The following is a 16,765-nucleotide window of genomic DNA, read 5'->3' as shown; positions in this document are numbered from 1 at the left end:
TACGGTGGTCGCCGGTGGACGCCCCCGACAAGGCCCGGTCGCGCTCAGCCGCGCAGCGCGGTGGTGACCCGATCGCGTCGGGTCAGATCCTCGTGCGTCGCCGCAGCGCGCCATCCGTCCGCGGTGAGGATGCCACGGATCGCCTCACCCTGGAGCTCTCCGTGCTCGAGCACGAGCAGCCCTCCCGCGTGCAGCAGATCTGCTGCGCGTCGGCTGATGATGCGCACCACATCGAGCCCATCGGGCCCGCCGTACAGAGCCGCCGCCGGGTCGTGGAGCCGCACCTCCGGGTCACGAGGCACCGCCTCGTCCGGAACGTAGGGCGGGTTGGAGATCACGACGTCCACGCGCCCCCTCAACTCGTCGAACGCCGTTGCGAGGTCGCCGTGCACCAGTGTGAGGTTCTCGACACCCGTGACATTGAGCTTCGCCCACGCGTACGCCTGCTCCGAACGCTCGACGGCGAACACCCTGGCATGGGGAACCTCTGTCGCCATGGCCAGCGCGATCGCACCACTGCCCGTGCCCAGGTCGATCGCCAGCGGCGAGTCCGAGGCGTTCTCCAGGAGTGCGTCGATCGCGTACTGCACGACGGTTTCGGTCTCGGGACGCGGTACGAACACCCCCGGACCGACAGCCAGTTCCAGGTTGCGGAAGGCGGCGAGTCCCGTGAGGTGCTGCAGGGGCTCACGATCGGCGCGGCGGGACACCAACTGTGTGACGGCCTCGGCGGCCTCGGACGAGATCGCATCACCGCGCAGTGCGGCGGCCTGCACACCGCCCCGGCTCTGCCCGAGGACGTGACCGGCCAGCAGTTCGGTGTCCACCGACGGATCCGGCACTCCGGCCTCGGCGAGGCGCTGAGCGGCGGCACGGAGGAATGCGGCAAGGGAATCGGGCATCCACTCAGCGTATTTCGTTACGCGCCTTCGGTCATATTCGTGCCTCCGACACCTGCGCGCCGTAGGCTTGTGCACGCTGCATCCGGCAACGAAAGGCCCGAACATGACCGGCATCCACTCCGACATCACGACTGCATTCGGCAACACCCCGCTGGTGCGCTTGAACCGGCTGACCGAGGGGCTGGACGCGACCGTGCTCGTCAAGCTCGAGTCGTACAACCCCGCGTCGAGCGTGAAGGACCGCATCGGCATCGCGATCATCAACGCCGCCGAGGAGTCCGGTGACCTGCGGCCCGGTGGAACCATCGTCGAGGCCACCAGCGGAAACACCGGCATCGCACTGGCGATGGTCGGCGCGGCGCGCGGCTACCGGGTCATCCTCACGATGCCCGCGTCGATGTCGAAGGAGCGCCGCGTTCTGCTCAAGGCGTTCGGCGCCGAGCTCGTGCTGAGCGACCCGACCAAGGGCATGAGCGGTGCGATCGAGGCCGTCAAGGAGATCATCGACAGCACGCCGGGTGCGATCTGGGCTCGCCAGTTCGAGAACGCCGCGAACCCTCGCATCCACCGCGAGACCACGGCGCAGGAGATCCTGCGCGACACCGACGGCGACGTCGACGTCTTCATCGCCGGCGTCGGCACCGGCGGAACAGTGACCGGTGTCGGACAGGCACTCAAGGCCGCCAAGCCCGACGTGCGGATCATCGCTGTCGAGCCGACCGACTCCCCCGTGCTGACCGAGGGCCGCCCCGGTCCGCACAAGATCCAGGGCATCGGCCCGAACTTCGTTCCGGCTGTACTCGACCGCGATGTGATCGACGAGGTCATCACCGCCGGGTTCGAGGAGGCGCTGAGCACAGCACGCGATCTCGCCGCGAAGGAGGGAATGCTGGTCGGCATCTCCAGCGGCGCCGCGGTCGCACAGGCGCTGAAGGTCGCCGCGCGTCCCGAGAACGCTGGCAAGACCATCGTCGTCGTCGCCCCCGATACCGGGGAGCGCTATATCTCGACGGCACTGTTCGAAGACCTGCGCGAGGCGTGACCGACAGGTGAGCACGATCTCACGGATCCGCGAGGACATCGCGGCCGCCCGTCACCGCGACCCCGCTGCTCGCAGCGGGGTCGAGGTGGCTCTGCTGTACCCCGGACTGCATGCCATCTGGGCGCATCGGGTGTGGCATCGCCTGTGGCGCCGAGGCCTGCGGTTCCCGGCGCGCATGGGCTCACAGGTGACCAGGTGGTTCACCGGGATCGAGATCCACCCCGCCGCGCGTATCGGCCGACGGTTCTTCATCGATCACGGCATGGGCGTCGTCATCGGCGAGACCGCCGAGATCGGCGATGACGTGATGCTGTACCACGGCGTCACCCTCGGCGGCCGCGGTCCGTCGCACGGCAAGCGTCACCCGACGCTCGAGGACGGCGTGGCAGTCGGCGCCGGCGCCAAGGTGCTCGGTGCGATCACGGTCGGCGCGCGCTGCACGATCGGCGCGAACGCCGTGGTGACGAAGGACTCCCCAGCGGACAGCGTTCTGGTCGGAGTCCCGGCGAAGCCGCGCCCCCGCAAGCCGGAGCAACCCAGCCGGGCCGTGCTGACGGCGCCGGACTACACGATCTGACGTCTCTGCGTCTGAGGTCTCTGTGTCGGGGCACGCCCCGGCACAGAGCGGATCATTCGTCCGAGTTCTTCGCCTTCTGCACCGTCTTGCGCAGGAACAGCATCGGCAGAAGTAGCGTGGCCAGCGCCGTCACAGCCCAGATGATCACCGCGCTGAGCGTCCACGCCACGATTCCGCTGATGTGCAGCCCGTCGATCGGCAGCAGCACGACCACGATCAGGGCGATGAGCGTCGAGAAGATCCCGACTCCACCCAGCAGAGTCGGCGCATGGCGACGGGCGATCTTCACGACCCAAGGGCTCAGGATGCTCTGCAGCACCGCGAAGATCACAACGCACAGCACGAAGCCCCACCACCGGCTCCACACGATGGTGAAGTCAGGCAGAAGCAGGTCGGCGACGATCAGACCGAGCGCGGCGGAGGCGACGAACAGCACGCCCCGAATCAGAAGAGTGATCACCCGCTGAGCATAGCGCTCCGCGGTCGGGTTACGCGGCGTCGCCGCCGAGCGCGGCGAGCCGGGCCTCTTCATCGGCGTGGATCGCCGACTCGATGATCGGATCGAGCGCGCCGTCCATGACCTGATCCAGGTTGTAGGCCTTGTAGCCGGTGCGGTGATCCGCGATGCGGTTCTCGGGGAAGTTGTAGGTGCGGATCCGCTCGGAACGGTCCATCCCGCGGATCTGCGAGCGGCGGGCATCGGATGCTGCCGCGTCGAGCTCTTCCTGCTGCTTGGCGAGCAGGCGGGCACGCAGCACCCGCATGCCGGCTTCGCGGTTCTGCAGCTGCGACTTCTCGTTCTGCATGGACACGACGATCCCAGTGGGCACGTGGGTGATGCGCACGGCGGAGTCGGTGGTGTTCACCGACTGCCCGCCGGGCCCCGAGGAGCGGTAGACGTCGATCTTGAGGTCGTTCGGATCGATCTGGATCTCTTCGGGCTCATCGACCTCGGGGAACACCAGCACGCCGGTGGTCGAGGTGTGGATGCGTCCCTGCGATTCGGTGGCCGGCACGCGCTGCACGCGGTGCACGCCGCCCTCATACTTCAGATGCGCCCAGACGCCCTGCGACGGATCGGTCGAGGACCCCTTGATCGCCACCTGGACGTCCTTGTATCCGCCCAGATCAGACTCGTTGCGCTCGAGCAGTTCGGTCTTCCAGCCCCGGTGCGCCGCGTACTGGATGTACATGCGCAGCAGGTCCGCCGCGAAAAGCGCCGATTCGGCGCCGCCCTCCCCCGCCTTGATCTCCATGATCACGTCACGGGCGTCGTCGGGATCTCGTGGAATGAGCAGACGGCGCAGCTTCTCCTGCGCCACACGAAGCCCCTCTTCGAGGGCCGGGACCTCTTCGGCGAACGCATCGTCCTCGCGGGCGAGCTCGCGGGCCGCGTCAAGATCCTCGGATGCCGACAACCAGGCCTCGTGCGCAGCGACGATGCGGTTGAGTTCGGCGTAGCGACGATTGACCCGCTTGGCGCGGGCGGCGTCGGCGTGCACCGCCGGGTCGGAGAGCTCCTCCTGCACCCGGCGGTGTTCCTCGATGAGGGCGTGGACGGATTCGAACACGTCTCTGTTCCGTTGCTCGATCAGCTCCGCGGCCGGATCAGCGGATGCTGTTCTCGTGCGCGTGCGACGAACCGGTCGACGTCGGTGCCGGGATCGACTTCTGCATCTGGAACAGGAACTCGACGTTCGAGCCGGTTTCCTTCAGCTTGCCGAGGACGACCTCCAGTGCCTGCTGCGGGTCGAGGCCCGCCAGGGCGCGACGCAGCTTCCACGTGATCTTGACCTCGTCGGGCGAGAGCAGCATCTCTTCGCGGCGCGTGCTCGAGGCGTTGACGTCGACGGCGGGGAAGATCCGCTTGTCGGCCAGCGCACGAGACAGACGCAGCTCGCTGTTGCCGGTGCCCTTGAACTCCTCGAAGATCACCTCGTCCATCTTCGAGCCGGTCTCGACCAGAGCGGTGGCGAGGATGGTCAGCGATCCACCGTTCTCGATGTTGCGCGCGGCGCCGAAGAAGCGCTTGGGAGGGTAGAGCGCCGAGGCGTCGACACCACCGGTGAGCACACGGCCCGAGGCCGGTGCCGCGATGTTGTAGGCACGACCGAGGCGCGTGATCGAGTCGAGCAGCACGACCACGTCGCGGCCGAGCTCGACCAGGCGCTTTGCGCGCTCGATGGCGAGTTCGGCGACCGTGGTGTGGTCTTCGGCAGGGCGGTCGAAGGTCGAGGCGATGACCTCGCCCTTCACGGTGCGCTGCATGTCGGTGACCTCTTCGGGGCGCTCGTCGACGAGCACGACCATCAGGTGCACCTCGGGGTTGTTCTGCGCGATCGCATTCGCGATCTGCTGCAGCACGATGGTCTTGCCGGCCTTCGGCGGCGCGACGATCAGACCGCGCTGCCCCTTGCCGATCGGCGCCACCAGATCGATGATGCGCTGGGTGAGCTTCTCGGGCGCCGTCTCCAGTCGCAGGCGCTCCTGCGGGTAGAGCGGGGTCAGGTCGCCGAACTCCACGCGGGTCTCGGCATCGTCCGTTGACAGACCGTTGACCGAGTCGACCTTGACCAGCGCGTTGTACTTCTGGCGCCCCTGCTGCTCGCCCTCACGCGGCTGCTTGATGGCGCCGACGATCGCGTCGCCCTTGCGCAGGTTGTACTTCTTGACCTGGCCGAGCGACACGTACACGTCGCTGGGTCCGGCGAGGTAGCCGGTGGTGCGCACGAATGCATAGTTGTCGAGCACGTCGAGGATGCCTGCGATCGGGATGAGGACGTCGTCCTCGCCGATCTCGGTCTCGAACTCGTCGCCTGCCGCGTTGCCGCCGCCGCGGCGCTTGTTGCGCTGGCGGGTACGTCCCGAGGACTGCTCGTCGTCGGAGTTGTCGGCGTTCGCGCCGCCCTGTCCGTTGCCGCTCTGCGTGGCGCCTCCGCGTCCGCGGCTGCGGCTGCGGCTACGGCTACGGCTGCGGCCACTGCCCTCGCCGTCCGACGAGTCGGCGTCCGAGGACTCGGAGCTGTCCGCCTCATTGCCCTTGGCGTCGTTCTTGGGCTCGTTGTTCTTGGCGTCGCCCTTGGACGTGTTCTTGCTCGCGCCGCCCTTGGAACGCTGGTTGCCGCGCGGGGAGTCTGCTTCCGTCTCCTTGGCGCCGCTCTCCTGCTCGGCACCGTCCGAGGCGCGCTCGGCGGTCTGCGCCGCGGTGCTCTCGCCTGCGGCATCCGTCGCCGTCTCGTCGGCCGGCTTATCTGCGGTCTTCGCGTTGCGACGACCGCGTGCGGGGCGCTTGGCGGGCGCCTCCGCGGCGGCGTCGGTCGCTGCCGCGTCGCCCGTCTGCTCCGCCTTGGGCGCGTCGGATGCCGCGGAATCGGATGCCGCGGAGTCGTCGGCCGTCGCCGCCGCAGTCTTGGCCCGCGACGGGCGCTTACGCGCCGGCTTGGCCGGAGCAGCGTCGGCGGGTTCCTCGGTAGCCGTCGCTTCCACCGCGGGTGCGTCGGCGGCCGGAAGGTCGAGCGTCTCGGCGTCGGCCTTCTTCGCCCGCGTGCGCCGCGGCGCCTTGGCCTTGGGCTCGGCCGGCACGTCGGACGCCGTCTGCTCAGCGGCGGGCGCCTCGGCGGGCTTCGCCTCGTTCGCCGGCTCGGCCGTTGCAGCAGCGGCGGCGGCTGAGGCGGTGGTCGCACGGCGCGGGGTGCGCTTGCGTGCCGGTGCCGCCTCAGCGGCGGGGGCGGCCGTCTCAGCGGCCGGAGTGTCGTTCTGGGTCTCGGAGAAGTTCTCCACGAGTACTCCCTCATATGTCGTGGGAAATGAGCAATCCGGTCAGCGCACGGCAACAGCCGCGCGCATCACACGCGCCGACGCAGAGCGTCTGCCAGCCGGTATCAGGATGATTCCAGGGTTTGCGTGCGGATTTCGCAGATGCGCGATGGGGCGAGATTCACGAAGTTACGTGGAGCCCTCCGCTCGATCCCTAACTGTACCACCACGCACGTCGACGGCCAGCATGTGCGCATCCCAGGGAGTGTCGGTCATCTCGTCGGCGACCTCGACAGCTCTGGCGCGCGCGCCCGGGCCGTCGGCGAGCACCAGCACGCTGGGGCCGGCGCCCGAGACGACCGCGGCGAAACCCGCCGCACGCAGCGCCTGCACCAGGCGCAAGGTCTCGGGCATGGCGGGACCGCGATAGTCCTGATGCAGACGGTCGGCCGTGGCGTCGAGCAGAAGCTCCGGACTCTGCATGAGAGCCGCCACGAGCAGGGCCGAGCGCGACACGTTGAACACCGCGTCCTCACGCGATACCTGCGGCGGTTGCAGCGATCGGGCGAGCGAGGTCGACATCGTGAAACCGGGCACGAAGACGACCGGTGCCACACCGCGGTGCACCAGCAGCTTCTTGTGCTGCGGCCCGCGGTCGCCCGTCCAGGCGATCGTGAGGCCGCCGAACAGTGCGGGCGCGACGTTGTCGGGGTGCCCTTCGAGCTCCGTGGCCAATCGCAACAGCGCGTCGTCATCGAGATCGACGTCGCCGGCCAGCAGGCCCTTGGCGATCAGCACGCCCGCCGCCACCGCGGCACCGGACGAGCCGAGCCCCCGGCCGTGCGGCACACCGTTCTCGGCGTGGATACGCAGGCCCGGCATCGTGCGACCGGCATCCGCGTATACGTGCGCGATCGCGCGCACCACGAGGTTGCTCGCATCCCGCGGGATCTCCTCGGCGCCTGAACCATGCACGTCGATCTCGAGCCGAGCATCGTCGAAAGCCGACACGGTGAGCGTGTCGTAAATGCTCAGTGCCAGTCCGAGCGTGTCGAACCCAGGTCCGAGGTTCGCGCTCGTCGCCGGTACGGTCACCGTCACCGTGCGCACCGCGCCGTCGACCGCCGGGGCGATCGAGACCACGGGCTCGAGGTCGGCGGGGACGACCGAGACGCCCACTCTCACTCCCCCTCGACGCGCAGCACCGAGACGACGCGCTCGACGACGTCGCTCGCGGTGAGGCGCTCGACCGCGGCGCTCAGGGCGCTGTCGGCGGCACGGTGCGTGCCGATGATAAGGCGGGCAGTGGCGCCCTCAGCGCCGTCCTCACCGGCGACAACGGTCTGTACCAGGGTCGCGACCGAGACACCGCCTTCGCTGAGCAGGCCGGCGATCGTGGCGAGCACACCGGGCTCATCGGCGACCTCGAGAGTGATCTGGTAGCGCGTCCAGACGTGGCCGATCGGAACGACCGGCAGGTTCGCCCTGGTCGACTCGCCCACACCCGTGCCACCGGCGATGTGCCGACGCGCGGCCGAGACGACATCGCCGAGCACGGCGGAGGCGGTCTGCACGCCACCGGCGCCGGCGCCATAGAACATCAGCGATCCGGCAGCCTCGGCCTCGACGAACACGGCGTTGTTCGCACCGTGCACCGAAGCAAGCGGGTGCGTGCGCGGAACGAGTGCCGGGTAGACGCGCACCGAGATCGACTCGGTGTCCTCGCCGCTGAGTCGTTCGCAGACGGCGAGCAGCTTGATGACGAAGCCAGCGGCGCGCGCCTCTTCGATCATGGCCGCCGTGACCCCGGTGATGCCCTCACAGTGCACGGCGTCGAGCGGCACAGCAGTGTGGAAGGCGAGGGATGCCAGGATCGCTGCCTTCTGCGCGGCGTCATGCCCCTCGACATCGGCGGTCGGGTCGGCCTCGGCGTACCCCAGTCGCTGTGCGTCCGCGAGCACGTCGGCGAAGTCGGCGCCCTCGGAGTCCATCCGGTCGAGGATGTAGTTGGTGGTGCCGTTGACGATGCCCATGATCCGCACGACGCGGTCCCCCGCCAGCGAATCGCGCAGCGGACGGATGATCGGGATCGCCCCGGCTGCAGCGGCCTCGTAGTAGACCGACGCCCCGACCCGATCTGCCGCCTCGTAGATCTCGGGCCCGTGTGTGGCCAGCAGCGCCTTGTTGGCGGTGACCACGTCGGCACCGGAGCCCAGCCCCAGCAGGATGTTCGAGCGAGCCGGCTCGATGCCGCCCATCAGCTCGATGACGATGTCAGCACCGGTGATCAGCGCCTCGGCATCTGTCGTGAACAGTTCACGTGGCAGGTCGACGTCGCGCGGCGCGTCGACATCGCGCACGGCGATGCCGACCAGCTCAAGCCGCGCCTCGGCGCGGTCGGCGAGCTCGTCGCCGTGACGCAGCAGCAGGGACGCCACCTGCGATCCCACGGCACCGGCACCCAGCAGGGCAACGCGAAGTCGGCGATAGTCAGTCATCTGGGCTCCTCAGCACATCGGATGTGTTGGTCGTCGGGCGCGGTCGCCGCGGACGTCCGCTCACGGGGTGATGCCGGCGTCGCGCGCCAGCAGGTCTGCCATGCTCTCGCCACGGACGATCACATGCGCGGCGCCGTCGCGCACGGCCACGATCGGCGGCCGGGTGACGTGGTTGTAGTTGCTCGACAGCGGCGCGCAGTAGGCGCCGGTGGCCGCGACGGCGAGCAGATCGCCCGGTGCGACGTCGCCGGGCAGATACTCGTGGTCAACGACGATGTCTCCGGATTCGCAGTGCTTGCCGACCACCCGTACCAGCGCGGGCGCCGCTTCACTCACGCGAGAGGCGAGCCTCGCGGAGTACTGCGCGCCGTACAGCGCTGGTCGGGCATTGTCGCTCATGCCGCCGTCCACGCTGACGTAGCGTCGGATGCCCTGATCGAGTGTGACGTCCTTGATCGTGCCGACCTCGTAGAGCGTGACTCCCGCGTTTCCGACGATCGCCCGGCCCGGCTCGAACGACAGCGCGGGCATCGCGATGCCGCGGCGTTCGCACGTCTCGGCGACCGCGGCGACGATCCCCTCGGCGAGTTCGGTGATCGGCACCGGGTCGTCGACGCGCGTGTAGGCGATGCCGAAACCTCCGCCGAGATTCAGCTGCGGGACCTCCCCGCCGGTCAGGAGCTGTTCGTGCAGCGCGAGCACGCGCTCGGCCGACTCGCGGAACCCGGCGACGCCGAAGATCTGCGAACCGATGTGGCAGTGCAGACCCGCGAAGATCAGGCCCGGTGTTCGCCGGATGAGGGCGACGGCCTCGGGGGCGTCGACGAGCGGGAAGCCGAACTTCTGATCCTCGTGCGCCGTGGCCAGGAAGTCGTGAGTCTCGGCGTGCACGCCGCTGTTGACGCGCAGCATCACGCGCTGCTCGGCACCGCGGTCGGCGACGACGCGGCCGAGCCGCTCGATCTCGACCGTGCTGTCGATGATGATCGTGCCGACGCCGGCCTCGACGGCCCGTTCCAGTTCGGCGACGGATTTGTTGTTCCCGTGGAAGCCCAGACGCGCAGCATCCGCCCCCGCGCGGAGCGCGACCTCGAGCTCGCCCCCCGTGCACACGTCGACATTCAGGCCCTCATCGAGCATCCACCGCACGATCGTCGTGTTCAGCAGCGCCTTGCCCGCGTAGTAGATGCGCGCGGAGGTGCCGTGCGCGGCAGTAGCCGCGTCGAATGCGTCGCGCAGGGCGGCGGCGCGACGCCGCACCTCGCCCTCGTCGAGCACCTGCAGGGGCGTGCCGTGCTCACGCACCAGATCGCTCGCGGGGACGCCGCCGATCACAAACTCGCCGTTCTCGGTGCGGTGCGCCGATGCCGGCCACACCGCCCTGGCGAGGTCGTTGGCGTCATCGGGGGTGACGAGCCACTCGGGGGCGGGTGAGGCGGAGGTGGATTGCACAGAGCACCGATCTATCGCGAGGGAGTCGTGGGCTCCTCGCGCGGTTCGTACGGCGAGGATGCCCCCGATTCTAAAGCACCCCACGTGCCCGTCCCGCGCAGATCACGGCGGGTGACGCACCTGTTCCGCGACCACGGCGTCTAGTGTGAAGACGATGGACAGCTCGACGGGCACCGATTCCCGCCCCGCAGGCATCAACAAGGTGGCGCGGACGCGGTATCTGCTGGTGCGATGGTTGCTGCGTCAGCGTCTCGTCCGCGCAGCACTGCTCTACACCGGCAGCAGAGGCCCGGTTCTCGCCGACGCGGTGACCTACCGCGCCCTGTTCAGCGTGTTCGCCGGGGTGCTGCTGGGCTTCTCGCTCGCCGCGCTCTGGCTCACCCAGGACGACGCGGCGTGGGAGGCCGTCGTCGGTGCCGTGGATGCGGCGATCCCCGGCCTGCTCACGACCGCCGGCGGCGCGGGCATCGTCGACCCCGACACGATTCGCGCCCCGACAGGGCTCTCGGTCGCCGGCGCCATCTCGCTGGCCGGCCTGATCGGCTCGGCACTGGGCGCGATCAGCTCGTTGCGCACCGCCATCCGCACCGTGACCGGTACCGTGTCGGCGGATGTCGCCTGGTACCTGGTGGTGCTGCGCAACCTGCTGCTGGCCGCGTTGATCGGCCTCTCGTTCGCCGGCGCTGCGGCGCTGACCTTCTCCAGCGGTGTGCTGGTCGGTACGGCGTCGGATGTGCTGGGCGTGCCGGACGGCTCGGCGGTCGCATTCTGGACGACCCGGGTGCTGTCCCTGCTGGTCGTGCTCTCGCTGAATGCGGTGCTCGTCGCCGCGGCGTTCCGCATCCTCTCCGGGGTGCGCGCATCAGCGCGGGCACTGTGGAGCGGCGCGTTGCTCGGCGCCATCGCGCTGCTCGTGCTTCAGGAGCTTTCGGGGCTGTTCGTCGGCGGGGCTCGTGCGAACCCACTGCTGGCCTCGTTCGCGTCGCTACTGGCGCTCTTGCTGTGGCTGAACCTGTCGACGCAGGTGATTCTGTTGGCGAGCGCGTTCATCACCGTATCGGTGCGCGAGGAGCACGACCGCGTCGCCAGCAGGTTCGGTGCCGAGACGTTCGCCGAGGCAGCGTTGTACGGCGCCGAGCAGAACGTGCGGACTGCCACGGTCGCGCTGCGCGCGGCACAACGCGCGGTCGCCGAGGAACGCGACAAGGACTGAGCCTCGACGGCGCTGCGTGGCTACGGGCAGACGCCTGGTTCGAGAAGCGCCTCGTCGACGGCGATCCGACCGTCCGCCGAGATCTCGGCCACGACGCTCGTGCCGTCGATGCGCAGACCGGTCAGCGTGATCCCGGTCGGCAGCTGATCCGCGATGCACACTCGTTGCGGTCCCGCCAGGGCCGCACCGATGTCGCCGAACATGCCGGCCAGCCGCTGCAGGTCGACCTCGGCACCGGCCACCTCGACGGCGATCGGCGTGAGCATCAGATCGCCGTCATCGGCGCCCGGCGTCATGGTCAGCGCCAGCGGGATCTCGGCGCCGAGTACGGAGATGCCACCGTGAACGGTCACGTCGGGCTCGTCGAGGGTGATCTCGGTGATCGGCAACTCGACGCGTTCGAGCAGGCCGGCGAACTGCGACTGGTCGATAATGACCGTGCCCTCGGCACCGGCAAGCGAACCACCACGTAGCGGAACCTGCGTCGCGGTCACCTGGGCCGCGCCGGTGACACCGCCGATCGTGACCTGATCGGATGACAGGCGCAGTTCATCGAGCGTGCCGCCGAGCAGCTGCGGCAGCAGCACCCCCTGCGTCTCGACATCGAGTTGCTGGTCGGCCGGCAGGTCGAGCGCGTCGATCACCAGTCCCCGCACGGTCGCCGGGACGACCGCGCGGGCGATCACCTCTGCGGCGACCACGAACACGGCGAGCAGCGTCACGACGACGAGCACGACCCACGGCCACCGAGCACGCCGTCGCGCCCGTCCGACCGCGGCCGTGTCGGTCATGTCACATCCGCTCGGGCGCCGAGACGCCGAGCAGCTCCAGTCCGTTGCGCAGCACCTGGCCGGTGGCATCGTTCAACCACAGCCGCGTGCGGTGCACCGTCTCGAGCGGGTCGTCGCCCTTCGGGATCACACGGCAGTTGTCGTACCAGCGGTGGTACAGACCGGCGAGTTCTTCGAGGTAGCGGGCCACACGGTGCGGTTCGCGCACCTCAGCGGCGAACGCCACGATGCGCGGGAACTCCTGGAGGGCGCCCAGCAGCGCGCTCTCGGTCTCATGCGTCAGCAGCTCGGGCGCGAACTCGGACCGGTCGACGCCGGAGTCGGCGGCGTTGCGGGCGACGTTGTGCGTGCGCGCGTGCGCGTACTGCACGTAGAAGACCGGGTTGTCATTGGTGCGCTTCTGCAGCAGCTCGGGGTCGAGGTCGAGCGGCGAGTCGGCCGGCGAGCGCTCCAGCGAGTAGCGCAGGGCATCCGCGCCGAGCCAATCGAGCAGGTCGTCCATCTCGATGATGTTGCCGGCACGCTTGCTGAGCCGCGCTCCCCCGATCGACACCATCTGACCGATGAGCACCTCGATGTTCTTGTCGGGGTCCTCGCCCGCGGCGCCCGCAACGGCCTTGAGCCGGTTGACGTAGCCGTGGTGGTCGGCGCCGAGCAGGTAGATCTTGTTCTCGAAGTCTCGGTCGCCCTTGTTCAGGTAGTACGCGGCGTCGGCGGCGAAGTAGGTGTACTCGCCGTTCGAGCGCCGGATGACGCGATCCTTGTCATCCGTGAAGTCGGTGGTGCGCACCCACACCGCGCCGTCCTCGTCGAAGACGTGCCCCTGCTCGCGCAGGCGGTCGATCGCGCGCTCGATCAGGCTGGGGCCGCCGTCCTCGGCAGCCGCGTGCAGTGTGCGCTCCGAGAACCAGACGTCGAAGGGCACGTTGAAGCGCTCGAGCGAGTGCTGGATCTCGGCCAACTGGTAGGTGTACGCCTGGTCGCGCGCGACGACGAGCTGTTCGTCGGCGGGCAGGTCCAGCAGCCCCGGATGCGCGTCGAGCACTCGACGGGCCAGGTCTGCGATGTACTCCCCCGGGTATCCGCCCTCGGGGGTCGGCTCGCCCTTGGCTGCGGCCAGCACCGACTGGCCGAAGCGCTCCATCTGGGCGCCGGCGTCGTTGATGTAGTACTCCCGCACGGCGCGCGCACCACTGGCGAGCAGCAGTCGCACGATCGAGTCACCCAGCGCGGCCCACCGTGTGTGCGCGATGTGCAGCGGCCCGGTCGGATTGGCCGAGACGAACTCGACGTTCACCGAGACGCCCGCCTGGGAATCATTGGTTCCGTATGCCGCGCCCGCGTCGACGATGGTCTTGGCGAGTGCGCCGGCGGCACCGGCCTCGAGCCGGATGTTGATGAATCCCGGCCCCGCGACGTCGACCGAGGCGATGCCATCGGTCTCGACCAGCCGGTCGGCGATCTGCTGCGCGAGTTCGCGGGGGTTCGCGCCGAGTCCCTTCGCCAGCCGCATGGCGATGTTGGTCGCCCAGTCGCCGTGGTCGCGGTTGCGGGGGCGGTCAAGGACGATGTCGGACGCCGTGAGCTCCAGCTCTTCGTCGGGTCGTCGCGCGGCCGCGATCGGGACGAGGACGGCGAGGACTGCGGCGGAGAGGGATTCTGGACTCATATCCGCTCCATTCTATGGCTCGCCGCAGCCCGCGAGGATCAGCGGAATGCGGTGAGGGTGTCGGTCAGACGCGTGAGCATGTCCTCATCCGGCCGACCGCCGCCGGCCCGCACCGCGAGCATGGCCGCGCCCACGGCGCCGTCGCTCACCGAGCGCATCTGCACCTGCTCAGCGCGGTCTCCCAGCCGCGCGAGGAACGCGTTTCGCAACGGTCCGGGCTGCGCCAGGACACTCCCGCCGATCACGAGGGGGCCGGGGTCGGTGAGCACGGCGGCGAGTGTGTCGGCGAGGCTCTCGCCCGCAGCGGTCAGGATGCCGAGCGCGACGTCGTCGGGGTCATCGAACGCGAGCGGTGCGAGGCCGGCGAGATCGATCGGCGGATGCGAGTACAGCACGCCGATGATCTGCTCCAGCTCCGGGGACCGGCCATTGTGGCGGGTGGTTGTGCGCGCAAGCCCGTGCCGGGCGAGCACGTGCTCGGTCAGGCGGGTGCGGGGCCCCGTGCCGTCCAGGTCCTGCACGACGGCCCTGGCGATGGCCTGGCCGATCCAGAAACCGCTGCCACGATCACCCAGCAGCCAGCCCAGACCGTCAGCCGCTCCGTCTATCCGCCCGTCCTGCACGCGGATCACGCAGGCTCCGGTGCCCGAGACGAGGGCGTAGCCGAACGTCGATGCTGTTCCGCTGAAGTACGCCGCGAGCAGATCGGCTTCGAACGAGAGCACGCCGTTGAATCCCCGTTCTCTGAGCCGGTCCTTCAGCCACGCGTCACCTCCGGCGGCACGCATACCCGCCATCGCCGCCACCACGACCGTCACGTCGGCGAGTGTGCGTCCCGTAGGCGCGAGCGCGGCATCGATGGCCGCCAGCACGCCGTCGGCGGCGAGCGCGGGTCCGGCTGAAATGGGGTTGCCGCGCCCGCCGACGCCGTATCCGAGGCAGTTGCCGGAGGCGTCTGTAAGCAGCGCACGGGTGGAAGTCCCCCCGGCGTCGAGGCCGATGAGGAGCGGTTCGTGATTCATTTGTGATCTTGTCCTGTTTGACGTTTTCGTCGCCTGAGAATAGTTTTCATTCCTACAGGGATCCGGATCGACGACGAGCCGGGCCACTTCGGAAGAAGTTGGAGGCAATGGTGCCACGGACCAACGGCGACGGCAACGGCCGCGGGATGACGATCGCCCGCCGCATCGCGGCGCGGCGACGCACGATGCCCGCCGCGATGAGCAAGATCGCCGACGTCGTCACCGAGCATCCGACGGCGCCGGTCGAGCTGACGATCACCGAACTGGCCGAGCGCGCGGGTACCTCCGCTGCGACGGTGACCCGATTCTGCCGCGCGCTCGGGTTCGACGGCTACACGCAGTTCCGCGTCGGCGTGGCGAGCGAGATCGGCCGAGGCGGAGCCGATCAGAGCTGGCAGGCCGATATCGGCCGGGAGTTCGGTGCACACGACGAGGTCGGCAAGATGCTGCAGACACTGGTCGCGTTGCATGTACAGAGCCTCGAGAGCACCGCCGAGCACCTCGATCTCGATGCCGTCCTGCGCGTCGGCGATGCGATCGCCGCGAGCGACCATGTCGATATCTACGGCGTCGGCGGCAGCGGAGTGATCGCTCGGGAGTTCCAGGCGCGGCTGTACCGCATCGGCGTCAGGGCGCACAGCTGGTCGGATGTGCACGAGGGACTCACCAGCGCCGTCATGCAGAACCAGGACTCGGTCGCCATCGGTATCTCCAGCACGGGACGCACGGAAGAGACCGTGCAGATGCTGTCGCAGGCACGAGCGGCCGGCGCGTTCACCGTCGCCATCACGCACGACGCCGAATCGTGGCTGGCCGGCCTCGCCGATGTCTCACTGTCCACCACCGCGCCGACCCCGTATCTGCGACCGGATGACCTGTCGGTCAAGCACTCGCAGCTGCTCGTGCTCGATCTGCTCTACCTGCTGGTCGCGCAGCAGACGTTCGGCGTCGCCACCACACACCTCGCGGCGAGCGCGATGGCCGTATCCGGCCACCGCCGCGCCACCCGTACCGCCAAGACACCCGTGTTCCAGGAGGAGACCCGATGACCGCCACCCCGACCGACCTGCTGCGTGAGGCGACGACCCGTCTGGAACGCCTCGCGGCGGATGCCGAAGCGGGCGCTCTCGACGACGCCATCGCCCTGATGGTCGGCGCGCTCGATGCCGGCGGCATCCTGCACGCGTTCGGCACGGGGCACTCCGAGGCGTTCGCGATGGAGATCGCCGGGCGCGCCGGTGGATTGATCCCCACGAACAAGTTCAGCCTGCGCGACATCGTCATGTTCGGCGACCGGGACGTCGCCGTACTCGACGGTGAACCACCGCTGGAGCGCGAGCCCTGGGTGGTCGACGAGTTGATGGCGACCGTGACGGTGCAGCCGCACGATGTGTTCCTCATCGCTTCGAACTCCGGCGTGAACGGCTCGATCGTCGGCACAGCCCTGTGGGCCAAGGAGCATGGCCACCCGGTGATCGCCGTGACCAGCCTCGAGCACACTGCGCGGGTCGAGCCCAAGCATCCGAGCGGCAAGCGACTCAGCGAGATCGCTGACGTCGTGATCGACAACCTCGCCCCCTTCGGCGACGCCACCCTCGACGTCTCCGACGGCGTCAGCGCCGGCGCCATCTCGTCGATCACCGCCGCGTTCATCGCGCAGTTGCTCACGCTGGGCGTGGCCCGCACGATCGCCGCGCGCGGTGAGACACCCCCGATGTACATCTCCGCCAACATTCCCGGCGGCGATGAGCACAACTCCGCCCTCGTGGATCGCTATCGCGACCGCATTCGGCGGGGAGCCTGATCGGGATCCCGGTCGGCCCGAAACCCACACACCGATCAA

15 protein-coding genes are annotated in these 16,765 nt (G+C 69.2%); 5 read left to right on the top strand and 10 right to left on the bottom strand.

Features of this window, described 5'->3' with window-relative positions; genetic code table 11:
- Positions 1 to 44: 44 nt before the first annotated feature.
- Positions 45 to 902 carry a peptide chain release factor N(5)-glutamine methyltransferase gene (gene prmC, locus JF543_RS07475; RefSeq protein WP_206823548.1) on the bottom strand — a complete coding sequence of 286 codons (858 nt, stop codon included), beginning with the start codon at positions 900 to 902 and terminating at the stop codon, positions 45 to 47.
- A gap of 103 nt (positions 903 to 1,005) precedes the next feature.
- On the opposite strand from prmC, the gene cysK reads away from it, so the two are divergent.
- Together cysK and epsC are read left to right on the top strand one after the other, a co-directional pair.
- A complete protein-coding gene (cysK, locus tag JF543_RS07470; RefSeq protein WP_179411173.1) occupies positions 1,006 to 1,944 on the top strand; it encodes a cysteine synthase A in 939 nt (312 codons plus the stop codon).
- A 7-nt stretch (positions 1,945 to 1,951) separates the two neighbouring features.
- The gene (gene epsC, locus JF543_RS07465) at positions 1,952 to 2,521 is read left to right on the top strand and encodes a serine O-acetyltransferase EpsC (RefSeq protein ID WP_206820697.1); all 570 of its coding nucleotides are present in this window, start codon (positions 1,952 to 1,954) and stop codon (positions 2,519 to 2,521) included.
- 52 nt (positions 2,522 to 2,573) lie between these two features.
- On the opposite strand, the gene JF543_RS07460 is transcribed toward epsC, so the two are convergent.
- The 6 genes from JF543_RS07460 to lysA all read right to left on the bottom strand — a co-directional run bounded on the left by JF543_RS07460 (position 2,574) and on the right by lysA (position 10,227).
- Positions 2,574 to 2,981 (bottom strand): hypothetical protein, encoded by a 408-nt coding sequence (locus tag JF543_RS07460; RefSeq protein WP_206823547.1) that lies wholly within the window; start codon positions 2,979 to 2,981, stop codon positions 2,574 to 2,576.
- Positions 2,982 to 3,009: 28 nt separating this feature from the next.
- Positions 3,010 to 4,092, bottom strand: coding sequence for a peptide chain release factor 1 (gene prfA / locus JF543_RS07455; protein ID WP_206550089.1), 1,083 nt, complete (start codon positions 4,090 to 4,092; stop codon positions 3,010 to 3,012).
- 37 nt (positions 4,093 to 4,129) lie between these two features.
- Positions 4,130 to 6,301 carry a transcription termination factor Rho gene (rho, locus tag JF543_RS07450; RefSeq protein ID WP_206823546.1) on the bottom strand — a complete coding sequence of 724 codons (2,172 nt, stop codon included), beginning with the start codon at positions 6,299 to 6,301 and terminating at the stop codon, positions 4,130 to 4,132.
- Between the two features lie 165 nt (positions 6,302 to 6,466).
- The gene (thrB, locus tag JF543_RS07445; protein ID WP_179411893.1) at positions 6,467 to 7,411 is read right to left on the bottom strand and encodes a homoserine kinase; all 945 of its coding nucleotides are present in this window, start codon (positions 7,409 to 7,411) and stop codon (positions 6,467 to 6,469) included.
- A 47-nt stretch (positions 7,412 to 7,458) separates the two neighbouring features.
- Positions 7,459 to 8,775, bottom strand: a complete 1,317-nt coding sequence (locus JF543_RS07440) for a homoserine dehydrogenase (RefSeq protein ID WP_206823545.1) — start codon at positions 8,773 to 8,775, stop codon at positions 7,459 to 7,461.
- 60 nt (positions 8,776 to 8,835) lie between these two features.
- Positions 8,836 to 10,227, bottom strand: coding sequence for a diaminopimelate decarboxylase (gene lysA, locus JF543_RS07435; RefSeq protein WP_206820699.1), 1,392 nt, complete (start codon positions 10,225 to 10,227; stop codon positions 8,836 to 8,838).
- Positions 10,228 to 10,381: 154 nt separating this feature from the next.
- On the opposite strand from lysA, the gene JF543_RS07430 reads away from it, so the two are divergent.
- Positions 10,382 to 11,440, top strand: a complete 1,059-nt coding sequence (locus JF543_RS07430) for a YhjD/YihY/BrkB family envelope integrity protein (protein ID WP_206820700.1) — start codon at positions 10,382 to 10,384, stop codon at positions 11,438 to 11,440.
- 20 nt (positions 11,441 to 11,460) lie between these two features.
- Here JF543_RS07430 and JF543_RS07425 read toward each other — a convergent pair whose 3' ends face one another.
- From JF543_RS07425 to JF543_RS07415, 3 genes are read right to left on the bottom strand one after another with little or no spacing between them, the layout of a single operon-like run.
- Positions 11,461 to 12,231, bottom strand: coding sequence for a DUF2993 domain-containing protein (locus tag JF543_RS07425; RefSeq protein WP_206823544.1), 771 nt, complete (start codon positions 12,229 to 12,231; stop codon positions 11,461 to 11,463).
- A gap of 1 nt (position 12,232) precedes the next feature.
- Positions 12,233 to 13,900 (bottom strand): arginine--tRNA ligase, encoded by a 1,668-nt coding sequence (gene argS / locus JF543_RS07420; RefSeq protein ID WP_206823540.1) that lies wholly within the window; start codon positions 13,898 to 13,900, stop codon positions 12,233 to 12,235.
- A gap of 38 nt (positions 13,901 to 13,938) precedes the next feature.
- Positions 13,939 to 14,922, bottom strand: a complete 984-nt coding sequence (locus JF543_RS07415; RefSeq protein WP_206820703.1) for an N-acetylglucosamine kinase — start codon at positions 14,920 to 14,922, stop codon at positions 13,939 to 13,941.
- Between the two features lie 110 nt (positions 14,923 to 15,032).
- Between JF543_RS07415 and JF543_RS07410 the strand changes: the two genes are divergently transcribed.
- Both JF543_RS07410 and JF543_RS07405 read left to right on the top strand, forming a co-directional pair.
- Positions 15,033 to 15,971, top strand: coding sequence for an SIS domain-containing protein (locus tag JF543_RS07410; RefSeq protein WP_206823537.1), 939 nt, complete (start codon positions 15,033 to 15,035; stop codon positions 15,969 to 15,971).
- Entirely contained in the window at positions 15,968 to 16,726 is a 759-nt protein-coding gene (locus JF543_RS07405) for a sugar isomerase domain-containing protein (protein WP_206550096.1), read from the top strand. Before JF543_RS07410 ends, JF543_RS07405 begins: the two co-directional genes overlap by 4 nt.
- Positions 16,727 to 16,765 lie beyond the last annotated feature (39 nt).

This window comes from Microbacterium esteraromaticum (genome assembly GCF_017303215.1).
In the GTDB taxonomy this organism is placed as follows: domain Bacteria; phylum Actinomycetota; class Actinomycetes; order Actinomycetales; family Microbacteriaceae; genus Microbacterium; species Microbacterium esteraromaticum_C.
Note: the sequence above shows the minus strand (reverse complement) of the source record. Positions and strands in the feature narration are given on the sequence as shown.